Genomic DNA, 18,310 nt, shown 5'->3' with positions numbered 1-18,310 from the left:
CTGGCTGACCCTTGCTAAGGTCAGGCTGTTGATGACAAAGTGCCTTCAAATTAGCAGATTTCGACAAGCGATTAAGAATGAACTCGATCAAAGTTCCGCGTGAATTTGCACGAGCAGACGATTGGTTGGCCTGCAAAGCCCTTGCGATCAGTGTGGTCATCGTCGCGCTTGGGCTGGGCGTTCCCGCCGCCTTTCCCGGATCCTGGCTGGCACTGTTTGGTGGTGCGTTGCTTTTTGGCTCCGGGATTCTGAGGCTTTATTCAATCCAGCATGATTGTGGGCATTACAGCTATTTTTCGGATCGCAAGTTGAACAATCTACTCGGCAACTGCTTGTCCATTTTTTCAGGCATTGCGCACAGCGTTCTGAGGTACAATCACAATCTGCACCACCTGCATCTCGGGGACCTCAAGCACCGGGATGTCCATGAGGTTTTTGTTTTGACACGGCGTGAATACGAAGCTGCGCCCATTTCCAAAAAGCTGTTTTATCGCATCTACAGGCATCCGATCACATTGTTCCTTCTTGGGCCTCTGCTGGTCTATTTCGTGCAATACCGCTGGCCGAGAAACACGTTGAAAGTCAGTGTCCGGGACGTGCTTCTACAGAACATTGCAATGCTTGGCTTCTGGTTTCTGGTGGTCACATTCCTAGGGTGGTGGTCATTTTTTGCCCTGATCCTCGGAAGCGTCTTTGCCGGCAGTTTTGGTATTTTCGTTGTCTATGTCGGCCACAATTTTGAGGAAACCTATTGGCGGGACACGGGTGAAAAAAACGCTCATGCTGCGGCATTGAACGGCGCAAGCTCACTGCGACTGGGAGTTCTCGTCGACTTTGTGCTCTTGAATTTCGGGTTTCATGATCTTCACCACTACAACGCTAAAATCCCGTGCTATCGCCTGAAGGAATGTAATGCGGCAATCGCCCAGGATTGGAACAGCGCGGCCATTGGGTTCAAAGAGTCCATTGAATGTTTGCGGTGGCGGCTTTGGGATGAAGAGGCGAACAGAATGATTCCGTTCCCCCAGTCTTTCCGAAACGATATCCGTTCTGGTTGGACCACTTCACCGCGATCACGTGAGTTGTAATCTCACCGAATGCGTAGGGTGGTCATCAAAGCCACAAAACCTGTTGTTCCGGCGCCCGCGGCACAAAGCGCGTGCAAGCCCCTAAAGCTGTGTAAGGCACAAGCTGGGTGATCCGCGCGTCTTAATCGCGTGCTCCAAATTTGACGAGAAACATATCGACGCAATCTTTCAACACAATTGACGTGTCGCCCAGGCTGTCCTGTCCAACAAGAAACTTTGGCCAGAAGAAGACCGCCTTTGCGCCTGTGGTCAACAACGCGGTTGCATAGTCGGGATCAACCTTCCGAAGGTCTCCGGTTTCGATAGCGCCGGAAATGATGCTTTGCACAGGATTGTTGTTCATTTATGCGCGCGCAAACACGCGACGTGTCAATTTAACGTCGCGTAGGAATTCGGTCATCACGATCCGGTTCAGGCCCATGTAATCGTCATCCGTGACCGCATCCAAGAAATCGGTCAGCGCAGCGATCAACTGGTTTCAAAGCGGCTTTGCTGGGTCGTAGGGTTTGCTGGGGATTGCGCCCGTTTCGGCGACGTTAATCTCGACGAATTCGTCGAGTTGTGCGTCTTTCGTCGGGAAGTGACTATGAAGCGTGCGGGACGAAACATTTGCAGATTTTGCAATTCGCGTCGTGCGTGCGCCCTCAAACTCGTGAAGCCTGAACTCCTCTTCAGCTGCGTCGATAATGTTTTTTGCGAGGTACACGGCTTCCACTTAAAATGTAAGATTAAGTGTTTACTTTTGTCGTCGCCATCAATAAGTAAACAGTGCGATTTACTTTAGCGAAATCAAGCGACGGTCAACCCTGAAGGTTAATTCCGATGTTAAAAACTGCTTCGCAGCAGGCGTCAACAAGGTCAGCTCCAATAGCAAAGGTATCAACGTCTTTAGGAACCTTTTTCTTCCGGCATAATCGTTGGGTCAGAGCCTGACACGGCAATCAGTGCCAAGGCGTGTTTTGACCGTGTGACCGCGGAAAAAGAGCTCCACAAGAATATCGCCCAGGTGGTCGAGATCGTGGATGCCATCTTCAAAAAGCACCTTAACGCAATCGCTTTACTGAAACGCGTTGGTAGGTGTACCTGCCGGCCCTCCCGAAATCGAAAGAGCATGACAATGGCGAAGACAAATCCCTTCGGCCCGAAGGGCTGGACCCCCGAGCGTGTCGGCGATCTGACCGGCAAAACTTATGTGATCACCGGTGCCAACGCCGGCGCAGGTTTTGAAGCGGCCAAGATCCTTTTGTCCAAGGGCGCGGCCGTTGTGATGCTGAACCGCAGCGCACCCAAATCCGAGGCTGCTATCGCAAAGCTGAAACAGGACGTAGGTGCCGATGCGGATGTCCGGTTCATCCTGATGGACCTGGCCGATCTGGCTTCGGTCCGGCAGGCTGCAGAGCAGCTTCTCACCGAGGTGCCCCAGATCGATGCTTTCATCGAAAACGCCGCGATTGCTCAAGTTGCAACGCAGAAGCTCACCAAGGATGGCTTTGAGAGCCAGCTTGGCACCAACCACTATGGCCATTTCCTGTTGATCCGGTTGGTCTTTGACCGGCTGGTGGAAAGCAAGGCCCGTATCATCATCGTCGGCAGCGGCGGCCACAAGATGGGCCTGAAACGTCTGCAACTGTACGACATGAACTTTGACAAGAACTACAACCCGCATGTCACCTACTGCCACAGCAAGTTTGCGCAGATGATGTTTGCCTATGACCTGGAGCGCCGGGTAAAGTCCGCAAACCTGCCGGTGTCGGTGCATGTGTGCCACCCGGGAATGGCCAAGACCACGCTGGCGCAAGAGGAGTCGGCAGGGTTCATCAAGTTCATGCTGACCATCTCCGCGCCATTTGCCCAATCCGCCGAGCGCGGCGCCTGGCCCGAAATCCTGTGCGCGACCGAAGAGAACCTGAAGCCGTTCGCCTATTACGGTCCAACCAAGCGCAATGAGATGGGTGGCCCTGTTGGTGAATGCGTTCTTGAGGCAAGCGTTCTGGATGCTGAGCAAGCGCAAAAGCTGTGGACCTTGTCCGAGAAAGAAACCGGGGTCACCTGGGCGCTGTAACTCCCGTTCCGGTCTGTCGCCAAGGCTGCCCGAAGGCAAATTGGCGGCAGGCTACACCACTCACCGGTCGAGATCACATGACCATTGCTCTGGCGTCTTTCGCCAATTGCACAGACTCGAGGCGTCTAAGCTCATCCAGTGCGTGCCTTTGGTCACCCGTTCGGGCCAGTGCATTGTTATAGGCGCGAAGAACCGAGCGTGGACGCCAGGGCAGGGCGGCTTGCGCCACCCATGCGCGCAAAACTGGGGGAAGGCGGTCAAATTCGCGCATCGGATCCTCTCGGCGGCGCCGTTTCCGCAGATTTGTCTGACCGAGATTGCGGCCCATCAGTCGGTCTCTTCGATGTCAAAAACCGGGTCCAAAACAAGAACCAGACGCGTTTCTCCCGTACCCGCGATTGGTGGTGAGCGGTGTACCAGACCCGCTGGCGGGTCCTGCGGCCAATGCGTGCCGCGCATGACCATCGGCGCGCCGGTCGGGACGGTGAAAACCCTCTTTGGGTCTTTGCCATCTGTCGAAATTCCGTATTGCGTACCGGTGCCCCGATAGGTGCAGATCAGGCGCGCATAGATGGCATCAATGTGGAACTTCCGACATGCGTTGGTGTTGATCGCGTCCAGCCGGAGGCGCAGATAAGGCGCGCGCATCATCTTGGCAAATTGTGCTGCCATATCGGAGATATCGCTTTCGAACCAGCGGCGTTCTGCCGTGTCTTCCATGCCTGCGATGTCGCACAGATGCTTTATGGCACTTGGGATGGCCCCGGGGCGCAGAACAAGCCGCGCAGTTGGCAACTGTGATGGATCAAGCGCGTCGACCCATGCCTGAAACTCTGAACTCAGCTGACGCCGCCAGATAGTTGCTGCACATCCCGGCATTTCAATCTTTGCCAACCCGTCCAATGTGTCGACAACACCGACACCCACCGATGCGTTCCTCAATTCTGCCGGAGCCAATTTCATGCGGCATCCTCCACCCTGCGCCAGATCGGGAACGGGTCCGGCAGGTCCGTGGGCAGAGCGTCTGGGCTGGGCGCGACGGTCTCGGGCAGCAAGCAGGCATCGAGCCGCGATTTCAGAACAGGCCAATCAATGCCTGCACCGATAAAGACAATCTCTTGCCGCCGATCGCCCCATGGCTCTGCCCAGTGCTGTTTGATGTAGTCCAGCACCGAGGGGTGTTCAGGCCACCGTGTTTCGGGCACGGAGGCCCACCATGTCCCGATCGGCTGAACGCTTGACAGCGCACCGGCCAGCGAAAACTCGGCAACCCAATGGGGGCGTGTTGCAATCCAGAAATGCCCCTTTGCCCGGATCACGCCGGGCAAGTCGCCGTTCAGCAGGGCCAGAATCTTTTCGGGCTCAAACGGCTGGCGCGCGCGGTAAACAAAAGACGCAACGCCGTATTCTTCAGTTTCCGGCACGTGATCGGCAAAGCCGTACAGCTCCTTCGCCCACATCGGATGTTCGTGGGCCGCTTCGAAATCGAACAAGCCGGTGTCCAGAATGGCGTCGCTGACAACCTCGGAATGGTTTGTTTCTATGATCTTTGCGTCTGCGTTCAGGCTGCGGATGATTTTGCGGGCGGCATCGGTGCGTTCCGGCCCGGCAACGTCGATTTTGTTGAGGATAATCACGTCGGCAAATTCGATCTGGTCTGTCAGCAGGTGAACCAGCGTGCGTTCATCGCCTTCTCCCATCGTTTCGCCGCGATCGTGCAGGAAGTCATGGCTTGAAAAGTCCTTGAGTAGGTTCACCGCATCGACGACCGTGACCATCGTATCAAGGCGGGCAACGTCCGACAGGCTCTGCCCGTCTTCGTCGCGAAAGTCGAAAGTTGCTGCGACCGGCAGGGGTTCCGAGATACCTGTGGACTCGATCAGCAGATAGTCGAACCGGCTTTCCGCTGCCAGCCGCCGCACTTCGTCCAGCAGGTCGTCGCGCAGAGTGCAGCAGATGCAGCCGTTCGACATCTCAACCAGCGTCTCATCGGTGCGGCTCAGCTCGGTTTCGGCGCGCACCAGGTCGGCATCGATATTCACTTCGGACATATCGTTGACGATGACGGCAACACGCCGACCTTCGCGATTGTTCAGAATGCGATTCAGCAGTGTGGTTTTGCCAGCCCCGAGAAAGCCGGACAGGACGGTGACGGGAAGACGGGTATCAGTCATGGGTCAGAAATTCTTCTTTCATGGCGGACTTGGGTTGATGCGCCCGCAGCATGTCGAGGCTGCGCCGCAGTTCGGGACGGCTGAGATCACGGGCGATGACCACGATGCGCGAGCGGCGGTCGTCCCCGATCCAGTTTTTCAACGGCACGGGCGAGTCGAAAATGTGCTGCACGCCGTGAAACACGAACGGTACGTCGATGCCCTGAAGAAATACGATGCCTTTGACGCGCAGAATGTCCGGACCCTTGAGCGCGATCAGTGAGTCCAGCCAATAGTCAAAGGTGGAGTCCTTGATGGGCGCGTCTAGCACAATGGACTCGGAACTGATCCGCGTGTCATGCGGTGTCACCGCACGGGGTGTGGCCTTTGGCTTGGAAAATCCGGACAGGTTGGCCAGCGGGTCGACTTCGGGCGGGGCAGGGGTCGTCCAGGTAATGGCATCGCTTTGGTCAACATCCTTCCGCAGGCCGCTCAAACCCCAGAGCTTAGTTGGATCAAATTGCGCGGCCACGGGCCGCTCGATCCGGGCGGTGGGGTTCAGGTCGCTTAGCCGCTGAGCAAGGGCGTCTGCCTCGGGCTTGGTGACCAGATCGGTTTTGCTGAGAAGGATCAGGTCCGCCATTGCGACCTGCGAGACGGCCTCGAACTGAGCATCCAGGGTCCGGGCGCCGTTGGCCGCATCGACAAGCGTAACCAAACCGTCCATGCGGGTATTGCGCGCCAATTCGGGGTCGACCAACAGCGTTTGCAAAATCGGGGCAGGGTCCGCAAGTCCGGTGGTTTCGATGACGATCCGCTCGAACTGTAGAAACCCGTCGTCTCGTCGCTCGATCAGATCTGCAATAGTCCCTGCCAAGTCGCCCCTGATGGAGCAGCATAGGCAGCCGGATTGCATCAGGACGATCTCATCCTCGACGGACTCGATCAGATCGTGATCCAACCCGGCCTCACCGAACTCATTCACGATGACAGCGATTTTGCCTGCAGAAGTGCCTGAGAGAACTGCGTTCAGCAGCGTCGTTTTTCCGGCGCCGAGAAAGCCGGTCAGAACAGTGACCGGTACGCGTCGGTCTTTGGTGTGGTCGGTACCATTGGCTGTGTGAGGAATCACTGCTCTCTCCCATTTTTAATTATGAGATAACATAACAAAACGAGAGAGAAGAACACAAGCTGCCCAAGTCATTACTATGGCCTGTTCGGAAAGTTGTCGGAGTTAAGCCGGCCAGAGACGTCAGCGTCTCAAGCAGGGATCGGCCCGGTCGATGTTTCAATTTCGACCGAGCCGATCGTGAGGATTAAAGGCAATCGGCCAGTGTCTTGGCCATGTTGCGGATGACTTGCGGGTACAGCGCCGCGCCGGGTTCAAGATCGGACCCTAGCGGATCAATCACGCCGGTTTTGGCTTCGGTCCCGTCCAGCACGGTGTCCACAATTCCAGGGTTGAACTGCGGTTCTGCCAAGACACAATTGACACCCTCTTCGCGGATGCGGCCCTGAATCTCAGCGATGCGTGCCGGGCTTGGGTCGGCCGCGTCACCGATTGAAATTGCGCCTGAGGCCGGGAAGTCGAACGCGTTCTCGAAATATTGGTAGGCGTCGTGGAACACGATGAAACTGCCGCCACGAACCGGCTCCAGTGTCTCGGAAACTTCGGCGGACAGCGCTGCCATCTCCTCGCGCGCGGCGGCAGCGTTTGCAAAATACGCGCCCGCGTTGTCCGGGTCTGCGGCCGACAGTTGCGCCGCGATCGTATTCAGCCAGGTTTCTGCGTTTGCCGGAGACAGCCAAGCGTGGGGATCATGGTCGCCATGTTCATGTCCTTCATGGTCATCATGCCCATCATGATCGGCGTGATCTTCGTGGCCATGATCGTCATGCTTTTCGTGATCCTCTTCTTCATGCGCGTGCTCTTCGTCATGACCGTGATCTTCATGATCGTGGTCGTCATGATCCTTGTCTTCGGCATGTTCCTCATGACCATGATCGTCATGGTCCTCGCCTTCAGCATGTTCATCATGCCCATGGTCGTCTTCGTCACCATGTTCATGCGCCTCGAACAGGGCGTTTTCACGGAAGTCCAGACGAACCGTTCCGTCCGATTCCAGCAATGAGGTGACGATTGCGCCGCTGGCCAGCGTATCTATTGCACCGTCCATCCACGGCGTCAGGTCTTCACCGATCCAGAACACCAGATCAGCCTCTTGCAATGCAGCGGCTTCCGAGGGGCGCAGGTTGTATTCATGCGGCGAGGCGCCGGGCGGAACAATCAGATTAGGTGTCCCAACACCTTCCATGACTCGGACCACCAGCGAATGAACCGGTGCGATATCGACCGCGACGTTCGGAACTTCCGCCATGGCCGTTCCACCCAAAAGTGCGGCCGAAATCGATACTGGGAGAAGCTTTCTGGACATCAGGCCCTCTGTGTGATTTTATAACGTTACGAGCCGCATACATGATATGGAATAACATGACAAGTGACACGCACCCCATACCGGTCGACGAGACGGCCCCGGTCGGGTTCCAGAAACATGACCACGAACATTGCGTCGAAACTGCGCTGGCGACAGCGGAAGCTCGCTGCAAAGAGGAAGGGCTGCGTCTGACCCCGGTTCGGCGCAAGGTTCTGGAGATGTTGCTACAGGAACATCGGGCACTTGGCGCCTATGCCATCCTTGATCGTTTGCGGGATGAAGGGTTTGGATCTCAACCTCCGGTCGCCTATCGCGCGCTCGATTTCCTTGTCCAGAACGGGTTCGTGCACAAGATCGAACGTTTGAACGCGTTTGTCGCCTGCTCTCATCCCGGTGCTGCGCATTCCCCGGCCTTCATGATCTGCAGAAAGTGTGATGCGGTGGCCGAGGCTCAGTCCGCTCCGGCGAAAGGTGTTTTGGGCGCGGCGGCGCGTGCGGCGGGTTTCGAGATCGAGCGAACGGTTGTAGAAGCCGAGGGAATCTGCCCCGACTGCACCAAAAAGGCGTAGAGATGACCCTGATCACCGTTGAGAACCTCAGCGTGCGCTATGGCGCAAATACCGTTCTGAGTCATGTGGACATGGCCATCGAGCCCGGAGAGATCGTGACCATCGTCGGCCCGAACGGTTCCGGCAAGACCAGCCTGTTGCGGGCGATCATCGGTGCAACCAAGCCATCCGTCGGGAAAGTGTCCCGCAAGCCCGGACTGAAGATCGGATATGTTCCGCAAAAACTGCATATTGATCCGACCCTGCCAATTTCGGTCGAGCGCTTCATGGGGCTGACTCATCGTGTTTCACGCAAGAGCTGCGCCGAGGCGCTTGAAACGGCTGGGGTGCCTGATCTTTTGCAGCGCCAGATGTCACAATTGTCCGGCGGGCAGTTTCAGAGGGCGCTTTTGGCGCGCGCGCTGATCAATCGGCCTGAGGTTCTGCTTTTGGACGAGGCGACACAGGGGCTCGATCAACCGGGATCGGCAGCGTTTTATCGCCAGATCGAAGATGTGTGTCGCGAAACCGGATGTGCCATTCTGATGATCAGCCACGAATTGCATGTGGTCATGAGTGCCTCGGACCGGGTGATCTGCCTGAACGGCCACGTGTGCTGCGAAGGGTCCCCCGCCGTTGTGGCCTCGGCTCCGGAATACCGTGCGCTGTTCGGCACCGGTACTGGCGGTGCGCTGGCACTTTACCGTCATGATCATGACCACGATCACGACCACTGTGATCACTCTCAGGAAGCCGCAGAATAATGCTTGATGATTTCATGACCCGCGCCACACTTGCGGGTGTTGGCGTGGCCTTTGCCGCAGCCCCTCTGGGGTGTTTTGTCGTCTGGCGCCGGATGGCCTATTTCGGTGATGCAACAGCACATGCGGCCATCCTTGGCGTAGCGCTTTCGTTGGCGCTGCAAATGTCCATTTTTCCGGGCGCATTGGTTGTTGCGTTGATCATGGCGCTGACCGTGACCCTGTTGGCCGGGCGGGGCTACGCCATGGATACACTTCTGGGCGTCATGGCCCATTCATCGCTTGCGTTCGGCCTCGTCGCGGTGTCGTTTTTGTCGGGCGTTCGCATTGACCTGATGGCGTATCTCTTTGGCGATATTCTTGCGGTTTCCCGCTCTGATCTGTTGGTGATCTGGGGCGGTGCAGCTCTTGTTGTGGCATTGATTACATGGCGGTGGTCTCAACTGCTGACCGCGACATTGAACGAGGAACTGGCCTATGCGAGTGGTTTTGATCCTAAGCGCGAGCAGTTGATCCTGACGCTTGCGCTTGCCGTTACCGTGGCCGTGGCGATCAAGGTGGTGGGCGTTCTGCTGATTGCGGCCATGCTGATCATTCCAGCGGCCGCCGCGCGCAGCCTGGCAAAGTCCCCGGAAACGATGGCTTTGATCGCTGCCGTGATCGGTGCGGTTTCCGCCATCGCCGGGTTGAGGGCCGCTTACGTGTTTGACACACCTGCAGGCCCTTCAATTGTCTGCGTCGCTGCAATCCTGTTTGCGGGCTTCAGTCTGGTTGGTTGGCAGACACGGCACCAGACCTAACTCATCGGCGCCAGAGCGCACTCGGCAAAGCCTGCATTTCGGCGTGAGGAGCGCGTCGGTTAAAGCTTGTGAGGAGTCTGTGGTCGCTGCCGCGGCACTGTTAGGTCTGTGGGCTACGATTGGGGTTGAGTGACTAAGTCGTGGCTGTAGATGTTGACACTTTTCAATGCGTCAACCACACCGGGCACACAATTAGACCCAAACACGTTACAAGAAGGCCCCTCTTGCCAACGCCCTTACTAAGCCGCAGCCTGCTTTTTCTCTGTCTTTCTGCCAGTGCAGTGGCCGCGGATTCTGAGTTTCTTTCGCTGGCTCCAACCTATCTGCCGTCCTATGTCGGGCTCGGTATCGGGCCATATCCTGAGTATATCGGGGCAGATGAAACCACTGTCGGGGCCGCTCCGATCGCGCGCTATACATTTGGCGAACAACGCTACATTGCTCTTGAGGTCAGCTATGCAAGGATAAACCTGCTGGAAAACCGCAATTGGCGGTTTGGGCCTGCTGGTATGTACCGATTTGGCCGGGAGGATGTGAAAGACGATGTCGTCGCCAAACTGCCGGACGTTGACGGGTCGCTCGAGCTGGGCGCTTTCGTGGCCTATGAAGATGTGGGCAAAGATCCCCGAAATAGGTGGGTAGCCGGCGCCAGCTTTTTGCATGGTGTTTGGGGCGACAACGACGGCTATACAATCTCCGTCAATTTCAACAGATGGGTCCCGGTTGGGCGCTATGCGGCACTGGGTCTGTACACGGCGGCATCCTTTGGGTCTTCCGAGTATATGAGCACCTATTTCTCTGTCACACCTGCGGGCGCGGCGGCCAGTGGGCTGCCCGTCTTTGACGCGGGTTCGGGTGTGCGTGATCTGCGTTTTGGTGCCGTGTTCATCCAACCTCTGAGCCGGGAATGGCAAGTCGGCACCGGTTTTTTGTACAGTCGCCTGTTGGGTGATGCTGCGGACAGTCCCATCGTCTCGGAACGCGGTGACCGCAACCAGTTCGTCTATGGTGTCGGGTTCACTCGCGCATTCTAACCCTTTCGCCCGCATAAGCCTTGGGCAGGGAAGAGCAAGGTGCCACAATTGTAGTATTTCGTTTGACACCGCAAATCTCTAGCCCCGCCGGGCTATCAGCAAATTCCGCAACGCCAGTTCATTCTTGCGGCGCAAGCCAGGTTTCAATGACAAAGCGTGTCGCCGGGTCGGTGTCTTCCAGCTCCAAGAGCGCTTTGAATTGATCATCCAATAATGTTTCGCCCCAGTCGCGCGACGCGATTGCGATATCCAACGCCAACGCGCTGTCGTGGTTCAATATCCGAGAGAAAATCTGGATGATCTGTCCTCGGAGCTTTGGTGAGACTGAACCGCCCTCAGCCAAAGCACGAACAAGCGCGCGCCGGTCTTCCATTTTTCGGTTGCCCGTACCTAGCACGCCATCGATGGCCGCGACCGCATTTGATCCATCCACCTCGATCCCGGCCAAAGCCCATTCGTATAGGTAGCTGCTGCCTGTGCTCAATGCGTGCCGATAACGTGACCGAACAATCGAGACGGCCTCGGTATCGTCTGTTTGCAGACCCAGCAGGCGGATGGAAACAGGGACAAAGCCGATGCGATTGATATCGCGGAACTCTTGCAACATCTGCTCTGTGGGAACTTTGATGCGCAGAGATCGAACAAGGTCATACGGTGCGCGGTCGATTTCGATCAACGCGGTATCGCGCAAAACTCTGTCTTGGTGCGAAATATACGCGGCAAAAAACGCGATACGGTCAGCTGAGCGGATATCGCCCAACTGCCAGGTTTCCTCTGCGGAATTCAGCACCTGCAGAAAGCGTGTTCTTTCCGGGGTGAGCATGAAAATCCTGCGCCATTTGCGCGACACGCTTCGCCCCGCAGCATCTTTGTCCGTGGCTCCATATGTCAAAAGAACGGCCTTTTGCGGATCGGCTCGAAAGGCGGCCCGTGTTGTGCTGTCGATTAGGAAGGGAATCTCGGGCAGCCTTGCGATGTCCTGTGCCGTGCCTTTCAGAATTTCCTTCGGAACAAACATGAACGGGTTGTCTGGTCCTGGCCCGGCCAACACAATGGCATCCGCAGAAAGCAGGTGATCAGCAAGGGATGTTTCGGGCATCTCGATGCACACGGCACAGGCTTCAGCCGGTCGGGGCGCCACAATACTTGCGGTCAAGGTGCCAATGACCAGAAGGAGCAATCCTGATAAGCGCATCAAGCCATCCCGGTATGAGTGTCAAAATCGTCTAGCCAGCAGATCGAACGCCGACCAAATCTGCCTGGGTCAACTGAATGATCGCAGACCCTTATGCTTTTTCATATCCCTTATCTATCAGGCCCGACGCAGCTTCGGAGGTCTGGATGGCACCGTTTTTTCGGCTAGACTGCCAGCCCGGCCCGTAACCCTTCCAGCACAGCCTCTTCGGCGGTGCGCGGGGCGACGCAGTCGCCGATCAGGTGGTGTTCCAGTCCTAGTTCGCGGACCAGATCCTCGACAGTGTTACGGGGGGTGTGACCCTGACACAAAACCAGCGTGTCGACGCCTTCACAGATCACCGCTTCGTTGCTCATGATGTGTTGAAGATAGACGCTGTCCTCATCTGCGCCGAACAGGCGCATGAAGGGCAGGGTTTCCACGCCGAGACCGTGCAGGCGCCCGATGCTGGCATCGCGGACATACATCTGGATGGATTGCCCTGCCATGTAACCGTTGACCGCCAGCCGGACCGAGTGACCGTTCTGCGCTAAAAGCTCCGCCATTCCGATGCCAATCCAATCGGCTCGCCAATCGGCGACGACAACTGATTTGCCAACGTCTGCATCCCCTTGCAGGACTTGCCATGCATCCACGACATGCGCGTCATCGCGCCCTTCGAATTCCGGCCAACGCGGGGTGGCGCCCGTCGCGACAATGACGGTGTCGGGGGCATAGTCGGTGATCGAGGCTTCGGTGACTTCGACGCCCTTGCGGATGTCGACCCCGGCCAGTTCCATCTCGCGCGTCAGATTGGTGATGATGCCGCCGAACTCGGCCCGATGCGGCAAGAGTTGCGCCAGCCGGGCCTGACCGCCAAGCTGGGCGTTCCGTTCAAAAAGGGCAACCTCATGCCCGCGTTCGGCTGCGATTGCGGCGGCCTTCATGCCACCCGGCCCGCCACCGGCAACAAGCACCCTGCGTTTCGGTGTGGCCAACGCGGGGGCGCCAAAGTGCAGCTCCCGTCCGCTGACAGGGTTCTGGATGCAGGAAATCGGGTATCCATCGTGGAAATGCCCGATGCAGGCCTGATTGCAGCCGATACAGGCGCGGATGTCATCCACCCGGCCCGTTTGCGCCTTGTTGGCCATGTCCGGATCGCAAATCATCGCGCGGGTCATTCCGCACAGATCCGCCTGCCCCGAGGCGATGATCTTCTCAGCATCCTGTGGCTGATTGATCCGTCCGGTAACGATGGTTGTCAGGCCGGTGCGCGCGCCAATGGCCTGACCCATCGGAGCGGTATAGCCAACCTCTTCGAACATCGGAGGGGCAATGTGGACCGATCCGGCCAGCGTGGCGGACGACCCGGCCACGACGCTGAAGTAATCCAGCACCCCGTCTGCTGCGATCATTGCGCAAGCTTCGAGCATGTCGGATTGCTCCAAACCCTCATGGCTGCGTTCATCGCCGGACAGGCGCAGGCCGATGATAAAATCCTTGCCCGCCTTGGCACGAATATCTGCGGCAATGTCCCGGATGAACCGTGTCCGGTTTTCCAGTGAACCGCCGTAGGCATCCCCGCGCCGGTTGACCTGCGGATTGAGGAATTGCGCTGGCAAATAACCGTGCGACGCCACGATCTCGACCCCGTCGAGACCGGCCTCGCGCATCCGGCGGGCCGCGTCGCCATAGGACGAAATCACCTCGGCGATCATCTCCAGAGGCATCGGTCGGGGCATCACATGGAACCGCTCGTTCGGTGTGGGCGAGGACGAATAAGACACCGGAGCCGTACCATCCTCGGAAGCCAGCATTTCGCGGCCTGGGTGGAACAGCTGTGCAATCAGACCGCTGCCGTGGCCATGAACGACTTTTGCTAGTTGTCGGTAGCCGGGAATGCACTCATCCGTGTCCACCCGGATCGGGTCAGCGACGAATACTGCGCTGGGATGCACCAGAGCGACCTCGGTGACGATTAACCCCGCACCGCCGCGCGCGCGGGCCTCGTGATAGGCAATCATCCGGTCGCCGATACGGCCCTGGTCGTTTAGATGGGTCTCATGCCCGGTGGACACGATGCGGTTGCGCAAGGTCAGGTTGCCGATGGTGATTGGCGAAAACAGGTTGGGGAAACCGGCTTGGCTCATGAGGCGTTTCCTGGCTGGTGCGGTCAGAAATTCGGCGGAGTGATCGCCCAGATCACTACGGTGTCTTCCTGTGTCGGGTTGCGGTAGCGGTGCGGCGTCGTGCTGTCGAAGGCAAAGCTGTCGCCTTCTTTCAGGTGGTACAGCGTATCTCCGATCCACAGATCCAACGCGCCGCGGACCACAACGCCGGCCTCTTCTCCTTCGTGGAAATACACGGTTTCGACGCCGCTACCGGGGGGAAACCGGCAGGACAAAAGCTCGAGCTTTCCGCCCAGACCCGGTGTCAGCAGCTCGTCGCGAATGCCGTCATCATATTCGATGGAACGCCGTTCCTTTTGGCGCACGACATGGGCGTTTTTAGCGGTATCCGAGGTCGAGAAGAACCAGCCCACTGACACTCCCAGCGCGCGGCTGATCTTGAACAGTGCGGTCACCGAAGGGCGGTTCTGGCCCCGTTCGATCTGGCTGATGAAGCCGTTGGACAGACCGGTCGCCTGACCTAATTGGCCAAGCGTCATGCGTTTCGCTTTGCGCAGCGCCTTGATCTCTTCCCCCAGCAGCGGATCAAACCGGGAGCTTTCCACTGTCTCGATGTCCAGTGGAGCAGAGATCACATTTCCTTCGTAGTGATTGGGCATTCTCGGGCACTCAGGTTGTAAAAATATATCATCCATAATTTACATCTATAAATTTAGTCAACTGATTCTAGCCTGCATTCAGGATTGCCCTGAGCCATTCACAACCAGACTACTTGAATGTTTTTGACCTCAAGCGGCTATCAGAACGACCAGCCGGTCTTCGCAGACAACAAGGATAGTCAAAAAAAACCGGCCCGTTCCGTATGGGGATCAAAAGGACCCTGTTGGGCGATGCGCGCCAGAGCCAGTATTGGTCTATCGCACGGGATTGGCGCGTTCTGCCATAAAATTGGCGGGCGCTGCTAATTCGTTTCGGCCTTTGGTACCCTATGTCGGCAGCAGGCAGACAAGGAAACACATCATGACGCCCCCTGACCGCATAAAAACCCCAGATGCGTTCTGGCAGGCCGCCGAGCGCCTGTCTATCAGGCGTTCAGCCCTTATTCATGAGGCTCAGCTGCCGCCCGGCATCGTTCAGCGGGATGCGCGGATGTCGACGGCACAACTGTTTGCATTATGGCACGCGCTTGAGGTGCTGGGTGGGGCGGATGTCGGCTTTGATCTGTCTACGCAAATGCAGGGGGCGACCATGCCGCCATCGCTCATGGTCGCTTTTCACGCCAGCAATCTGGGCGAGGCACTGCGCCGGGTCGCACGGTTCAAGGCGTTGACTGCGCCGGAAGAGTTTCAAATCACCTCCACCGCCGAAGAATGTGTTGTCATCACCAATTGGCCTCATGCGAATGAAACACAACCGAATGCCCTGACCGATGCGAGTTTCGCTTTTCTGGTCAGCATGGCTCGGGTCGGGACGGAAACAGAGATTACGCCCGATCGGATGGATCTGTGCCGAGACCGTAGCGAAAAGATTGAGACTTGGTTCGGCTGCCCCGTGAACTGGAACGCGCCCACCGCCCGGCTGGTGTTCCGCAAATCCGATCTGGACATCCGGTTTGTCAGCTATAACCGAGAGCTTCTGGAGATGCTGGACGAGGCTCTGGATCAGGAGCTGAGCCGACATCAGACAAAGGGTTCGCTGTCCGATCAGGTCCGCTGGCATCTGCGTCGCTGCCTCACGGCTGGTCGCCCGGAGCTGCGTAGCATCGCCCGCCAGATGGCGATCAGCGAACGGTCACTGCAACGCCGTCTCAGGGAAGAAGGCCAGAGCTTTCAGGCCCTGTTGTCGGACACACGCCACAGTCTGGCCTGTGAATACCTATCCGAACCCGCGTTCGACATCACCGAAATCGTCTGTCTGCTGGGTTACGAGGACCAAGGGTCCTTTTACCGTGCCTTCCACAAATGGGAGGACAGAACGCCTGCCGAATGGCGCGAGGCGCATTTTCAGACAGACCAGCCAAAAACGAACTGAATCCCTAGGAGACTTCATATGACGGCGCTACCCACGGCAGAGCAAATGGCCATCATTCAAGGCATGGCCCAAGGCAACACCGTCATCAACCGCACCCCGGTTCTGAAAACACCGGCTGACTATGGCATGGAGTATGAAGATGTCTTCTTTCCCGCTCTGGACGGCATCCCGCTGGAGGCCTGGTTCATCCCCTGTGACGGCAGCGACAAGCTGATCATCTGCAACCACCCGCTGACCTTCAGCCGTTATGGCTTTCCCGGGCACTTGGAGCCGTGGTCCCAATTCGCGCCGGTTCAGGTCGAATTTAACAAGGTCTACAAGGCGCTGCATGACGCAGGCTATAACGTCCTGACCTATGACATGCGCAACCACGGCCATAGTGGTGCCGCCAACGCCGGTCTTGCCGCCTACGGTCTGTTCGAATGGCGTGATGTGGCTGGTGCTCAGGTCTATGTGCAGAACCACGAAAAACTGAAGCACATGACCGTGGGCCTGTTCAACCCGTGCAATGGCGGCAATTCTGCGATGGTCGCCATGACCAAACGCCCCGATCTGTTCGAAGACGTCAAGGCTTTTGTCTGCCCGCAACCCTGTTCATCCCGGACCGCAGCTGAAGAGATTGGCAAGCTGCGGGGCATCGGAGATTTCATCGATATTCTCGATCAGGAACAGCAGCGGCTAGGTTCCTTCCCGATGGAGAAAATGACGCCGCATCACTACGCTGCCAACGTGAAGGTACCGACCTACATCATTCAGGTGCGGGATGACATCTGGACCCGCCCCGAAGATGTGCAGGGTACTTTTGACCGTCTGACATTGCCGGAAGAGGACAAGAAACTTGTCTGGATCGAAGGCACGACGGTGCGATTCGACGGGTACAACTATTTCGGCGAAAACCCCGAAACCATGATCGCGTTCTTCGACAAATACATGAAGTAGCATGATGACCCGCGAGACCAGACCATCCGGTCTCGTTGCCCCTGAATTCTGTCTGAGCGGTTTACAACGGGCAGCAGATACGCTTTCACCTTTGTGAATGCGTTATTTGAAACGACCCGCCTTGGCTGAGCAGGACAACATGGATCATACGTGGATCGAAAAATTTAAAGGCCTGAGCCGTTTGCCCGATGACATTCGGGCAGAGCTTGTTGCAGGCAGTAAGGTCGTTTCCCTGCCCGCAGGCACTCAGGTCTTTGCGCCGGGTCAGACGGCGGACAATCTTTTGTTGTTGCTGGACGGCACCGTTCGGGTGCAACAGAAATCGGATACCGGGCGAGAGGTCTTTCTGTACCGGGTTCATGCCGGTGAAAGCTGCGTTTTGACCACCGCCTGCATGTTGGCGTTCGAGGATTATTCGGCCGACGGCATCGCCGAAACCGACATCACCGCCGTGGCCATACCGCGAAACACTTTTGACGGGTTGGTCGCGAAATCGACGGTGTTCCGCGAGTTTGTCTTTACCGCCTATTCCCGACGGATCACAGATCTGTTCACACTGATCGACGAAATCGTTTTTCAACGCATGGACGTGCGACTGGCCGCACGATTGTTGGAACTTGCCGACGAAGACAACATTGTGCACGCAACCCACGCCATTCTGGGAACCGAGTTGGGAACTGCGCGTGAGGTGGTTTCGCGCACTCTCTCTGAATTCCAGCGCCGTGGTTGGATCGAGCAGGCCCGAGGCGAGGTCCGCCTGACCGAACGCGAAGGGCTGGAGCATATGGTAAAGGCTGCCAGCGCCACCTGACCCTTGCCGGATTACGAAATTACGCAGCTTTGGTGACCAAGTCACCAAAGCTCGGGTCCCGGCTGTGCGATTGAAAGCCCATCGATTCTCGATGGAGTGAGACATGACCACAAATATGGGAAAAATTGACCGCGCCCTGCGTATCGTGATTGCAGCAGCCCTGGCCTATGCCGCCTTTGGAACAACCGTGCTTGGCACCGGTGGCCTGTTTTGGCTGGCGTTGATCATCGCGGCGGTCTTCATGCTGACGGCCTTTGTGGGGAACTGCCCGCTCTACCGCATCATCGGCCTGAAAACCTGCAGCGACTGCGGCTGACTGGAACGGTGGCCACACCCTGAATACGA

General features: G+C 57.4%; 21 protein-coding genes. 10 read left to right on the top strand and 11 right to left on the bottom strand.

Annotation, left to right across the window (positions count from 1 at the left end):
* The first annotated feature begins 77 nt into the window (after positions 1 to 77).
* Positions 78 to 1,088, top strand: a complete 1,011-nt coding sequence (locus tag GOX63_RS18310) for a fatty acid desaturase (RefSeq protein WP_170327649.1) — start codon at positions 78 to 80, stop codon at positions 1,086 to 1,088.
* 121 nt (positions 1,089 to 1,209) lie between these two features.
* Here the strand turns inward: GOX63_RS18310 and GOX63_RS24240 are convergent, their stop codons facing one another.
* Genes GOX63_RS24240 through GOX63_RS18295 form a run of 3 tightly spaced genes read right to left on the bottom strand, consistent with a single transcriptional unit; the run spans position 1,210 to position 1,794 of the window.
* Positions 1,210 to 1,431 (bottom strand): TetR/AcrR family transcriptional regulator C-terminal domain-containing protein, encoded by a 222-nt coding sequence (locus tag GOX63_RS24240; protein WP_170327650.1) that lies wholly within the window; start codon positions 1,429 to 1,431, stop codon positions 1,210 to 1,212.
* On the bottom strand, positions 1,432 to 1,560 hold the full coding sequence (locus GOX63_RS24235) for a hypothetical protein (RefSeq protein ID WP_170327651.1): 129 nt from the start codon (positions 1,558 to 1,560) through the stop codon (positions 1,432 to 1,434).
* Between the two features lie 6 nt (positions 1,561 to 1,566).
* The gene (locus GOX63_RS18295) at positions 1,567 to 1,794 is read right to left on the bottom strand and encodes a TetR/AcrR family transcriptional regulator (RefSeq protein WP_170327652.1); all 228 of its coding nucleotides are present in this window, start codon (positions 1,792 to 1,794) and stop codon (positions 1,567 to 1,569) included.
* Between the two features lie 411 nt (positions 1,795 to 2,205).
* On the opposite strand from GOX63_RS18295, the gene GOX63_RS18290 reads away from it, so the two are divergent.
* Positions 2,206 to 3,150, top strand: coding sequence for an SDR family oxidoreductase (locus GOX63_RS18290; RefSeq protein ID WP_170546717.1), 945 nt, complete (start codon positions 2,206 to 2,208; stop codon positions 3,148 to 3,150).
* 73 nt (positions 3,151 to 3,223) lie between these two features.
* On the opposite strand, the gene GOX63_RS18285 is transcribed toward GOX63_RS18290, so the two are convergent.
* From GOX63_RS18285 to GOX63_RS18265, 5 genes are all read right to left on the bottom strand, one after another.
* Positions 3,224 to 3,478: a DUF6525 family protein gene (locus GOX63_RS18285; protein WP_170327654.1), complete on the bottom strand. Its 255-nt coding sequence runs from the start codon at positions 3,476 to 3,478 to the stop codon at positions 3,224 to 3,226.
* A complete protein-coding gene (locus GOX63_RS18280) occupies positions 3,478 to 4,113 on the bottom strand; it encodes a DUF1826 domain-containing protein (protein WP_170546714.1) in 636 nt (211 codons plus the stop codon). The genes GOX63_RS18285 and GOX63_RS18280 overlap by 1 nt, the downstream gene beginning before the upstream one ends.
* Positions 4,110 to 5,324, bottom strand: coding sequence for a GTP-binding protein (locus GOX63_RS18275; protein WP_170546712.1), 1,215 nt, complete (start codon positions 5,322 to 5,324; stop codon positions 4,110 to 4,112). The genes GOX63_RS18280 and GOX63_RS18275 overlap by 4 nt, the downstream gene beginning before the upstream one ends.
* Positions 5,317 to 6,435 (bottom strand): CobW family GTP-binding protein, encoded by a 1,119-nt coding sequence (locus GOX63_RS18270; protein ID WP_367647214.1) that lies wholly within the window; start codon positions 6,433 to 6,435, stop codon positions 5,317 to 5,319. The genes GOX63_RS18275 and GOX63_RS18270 overlap by 8 nt, the downstream gene beginning before the upstream one ends.
* Positions 6,436 to 6,619: 184 nt before the next feature.
* On the bottom strand, positions 6,620 to 7,738 hold the full coding sequence (locus GOX63_RS18265; protein ID WP_170546709.1) for a zinc ABC transporter substrate-binding protein: 1,119 nt from the start codon (positions 7,736 to 7,738) through the stop codon (positions 6,620 to 6,622).
* A gap of 56 nt (positions 7,739 to 7,794) precedes the next feature.
* Between GOX63_RS18265 and GOX63_RS18260 the strand changes: the two genes are divergently transcribed.
* The 4 genes from GOX63_RS18260 to GOX63_RS18245 all read left to right on the top strand — a co-directional run bounded on the left by GOX63_RS18260 (position 7,795) and on the right by GOX63_RS18245 (position 10,881).
* On the top strand, positions 7,795 to 8,307 hold the full coding sequence (locus tag GOX63_RS18260; RefSeq protein ID WP_170327658.1) for a Fur family transcriptional regulator: 513 nt from the start codon (positions 7,795 to 7,797) through the stop codon (positions 8,305 to 8,307).
* A gap of 2 nt (positions 8,308 to 8,309) precedes the next feature.
* The gene (locus GOX63_RS18255) at positions 8,310 to 9,050 is read left to right on the top strand and encodes a metal ABC transporter ATP-binding protein (protein WP_170327659.1); all 741 of its coding nucleotides are present in this window, start codon (positions 8,310 to 8,312) and stop codon (positions 9,048 to 9,050) included.
* The gene (locus GOX63_RS18250) at positions 9,050 to 9,847 is read left to right on the top strand and encodes an iron chelate uptake ABC transporter family permease subunit (RefSeq protein WP_170327660.1); all 798 of its coding nucleotides are present in this window, start codon (positions 9,050 to 9,052) and stop codon (positions 9,845 to 9,847) included. Before GOX63_RS18255 ends, GOX63_RS18250 begins: the two co-directional genes overlap by 1 nt.
* 281 nt (positions 9,848 to 10,128) lie before the next feature.
* Positions 10,129 to 10,881 (top strand): MipA/OmpV family protein, encoded by a 753-nt coding sequence (locus tag GOX63_RS18245; RefSeq protein ID WP_170327661.1) that lies wholly within the window; start codon positions 10,129 to 10,131, stop codon positions 10,879 to 10,881.
* 118 nt (positions 10,882 to 10,999) lie between these two features.
* Here GOX63_RS18245 and GOX63_RS18240 read toward each other — a convergent pair whose 3' ends face one another.
* The 3 genes from GOX63_RS18240 to GOX63_RS18230 all read right to left on the bottom strand — a co-directional run bounded on the left by GOX63_RS18240 (position 11,000) and on the right by GOX63_RS18230 (position 14,843).
* On the bottom strand, positions 11,000 to 12,076 hold the full coding sequence (locus GOX63_RS18240) for a hypothetical protein (protein ID WP_170327662.1): 1,077 nt from the start codon (positions 12,074 to 12,076) through the stop codon (positions 11,000 to 11,002).
* A 164-nt stretch (positions 12,077 to 12,240) separates the two neighbouring features.
* Positions 12,241 to 14,205 (bottom strand): FAD-dependent oxidoreductase, encoded by a 1,965-nt coding sequence (locus GOX63_RS18235; RefSeq protein ID WP_170327663.1) that lies wholly within the window; start codon positions 14,203 to 14,205, stop codon positions 12,241 to 12,243.
* 23 nt (positions 14,206 to 14,228) lie between these two features.
* On the bottom strand, positions 14,229 to 14,843 hold the full coding sequence (locus tag GOX63_RS18230) for a helix-turn-helix domain-containing protein (protein ID WP_170327664.1): 615 nt from the start codon (positions 14,841 to 14,843) through the stop codon (positions 14,229 to 14,231).
* A gap of 361 nt (positions 14,844 to 15,204) precedes the next feature.
* Here GOX63_RS18230 and GOX63_RS18225 point away from each other — a divergent pair, with 361 nt between their 5' ends.
* The 4 genes from GOX63_RS18225 (at position 15,205) to GOX63_RS18210 (ending at position 18,281) form a co-directional block, all read left to right on the top strand.
* Entirely contained in the window at positions 15,205 to 16,215 is a 1,011-nt protein-coding gene (locus GOX63_RS18225; protein WP_170327665.1) for an AraC family transcriptional regulator, read from the top strand.
* A gap of 18 nt (positions 16,216 to 16,233) precedes the next feature.
* Positions 16,234 to 17,154 carry an alpha/beta hydrolase family protein gene (locus GOX63_RS18220; protein WP_170327666.1) on the top strand — a complete coding sequence of 307 codons (921 nt, stop codon included), beginning with the start codon at positions 16,234 to 16,236 and terminating at the stop codon, positions 17,152 to 17,154.
* Between the two features lie 139 nt (positions 17,155 to 17,293).
* Positions 17,294 to 17,965 carry a Crp/Fnr family transcriptional regulator gene (locus GOX63_RS18215; protein WP_170327667.1) on the top strand — a complete coding sequence of 224 codons (672 nt, stop codon included), beginning with the start codon at positions 17,294 to 17,296 and terminating at the stop codon, positions 17,963 to 17,965.
* Positions 17,966 to 18,068: 103 nt separating this feature from the next.
* The gene (locus tag GOX63_RS18210) at positions 18,069 to 18,281 is read left to right on the top strand and encodes a YgaP family membrane protein (RefSeq protein WP_170327668.1); all 213 of its coding nucleotides are present in this window, start codon (positions 18,069 to 18,071) and stop codon (positions 18,279 to 18,281) included.
* The last annotated feature ends 29 nt before the right edge of the window (positions 18,282 to 18,310 follow it).

The organism is Ruegeria arenilitoris, from assembly GCF_013031355.1.
Taxonomy (GTDB): domain Bacteria; phylum Pseudomonadota; class Alphaproteobacteria; order Rhodobacterales; family Rhodobacteraceae; genus Ruegeria; species Ruegeria arenilitoris_C.
This window is presented reverse-complemented; position numbering and strand designations above follow the sequence as displayed.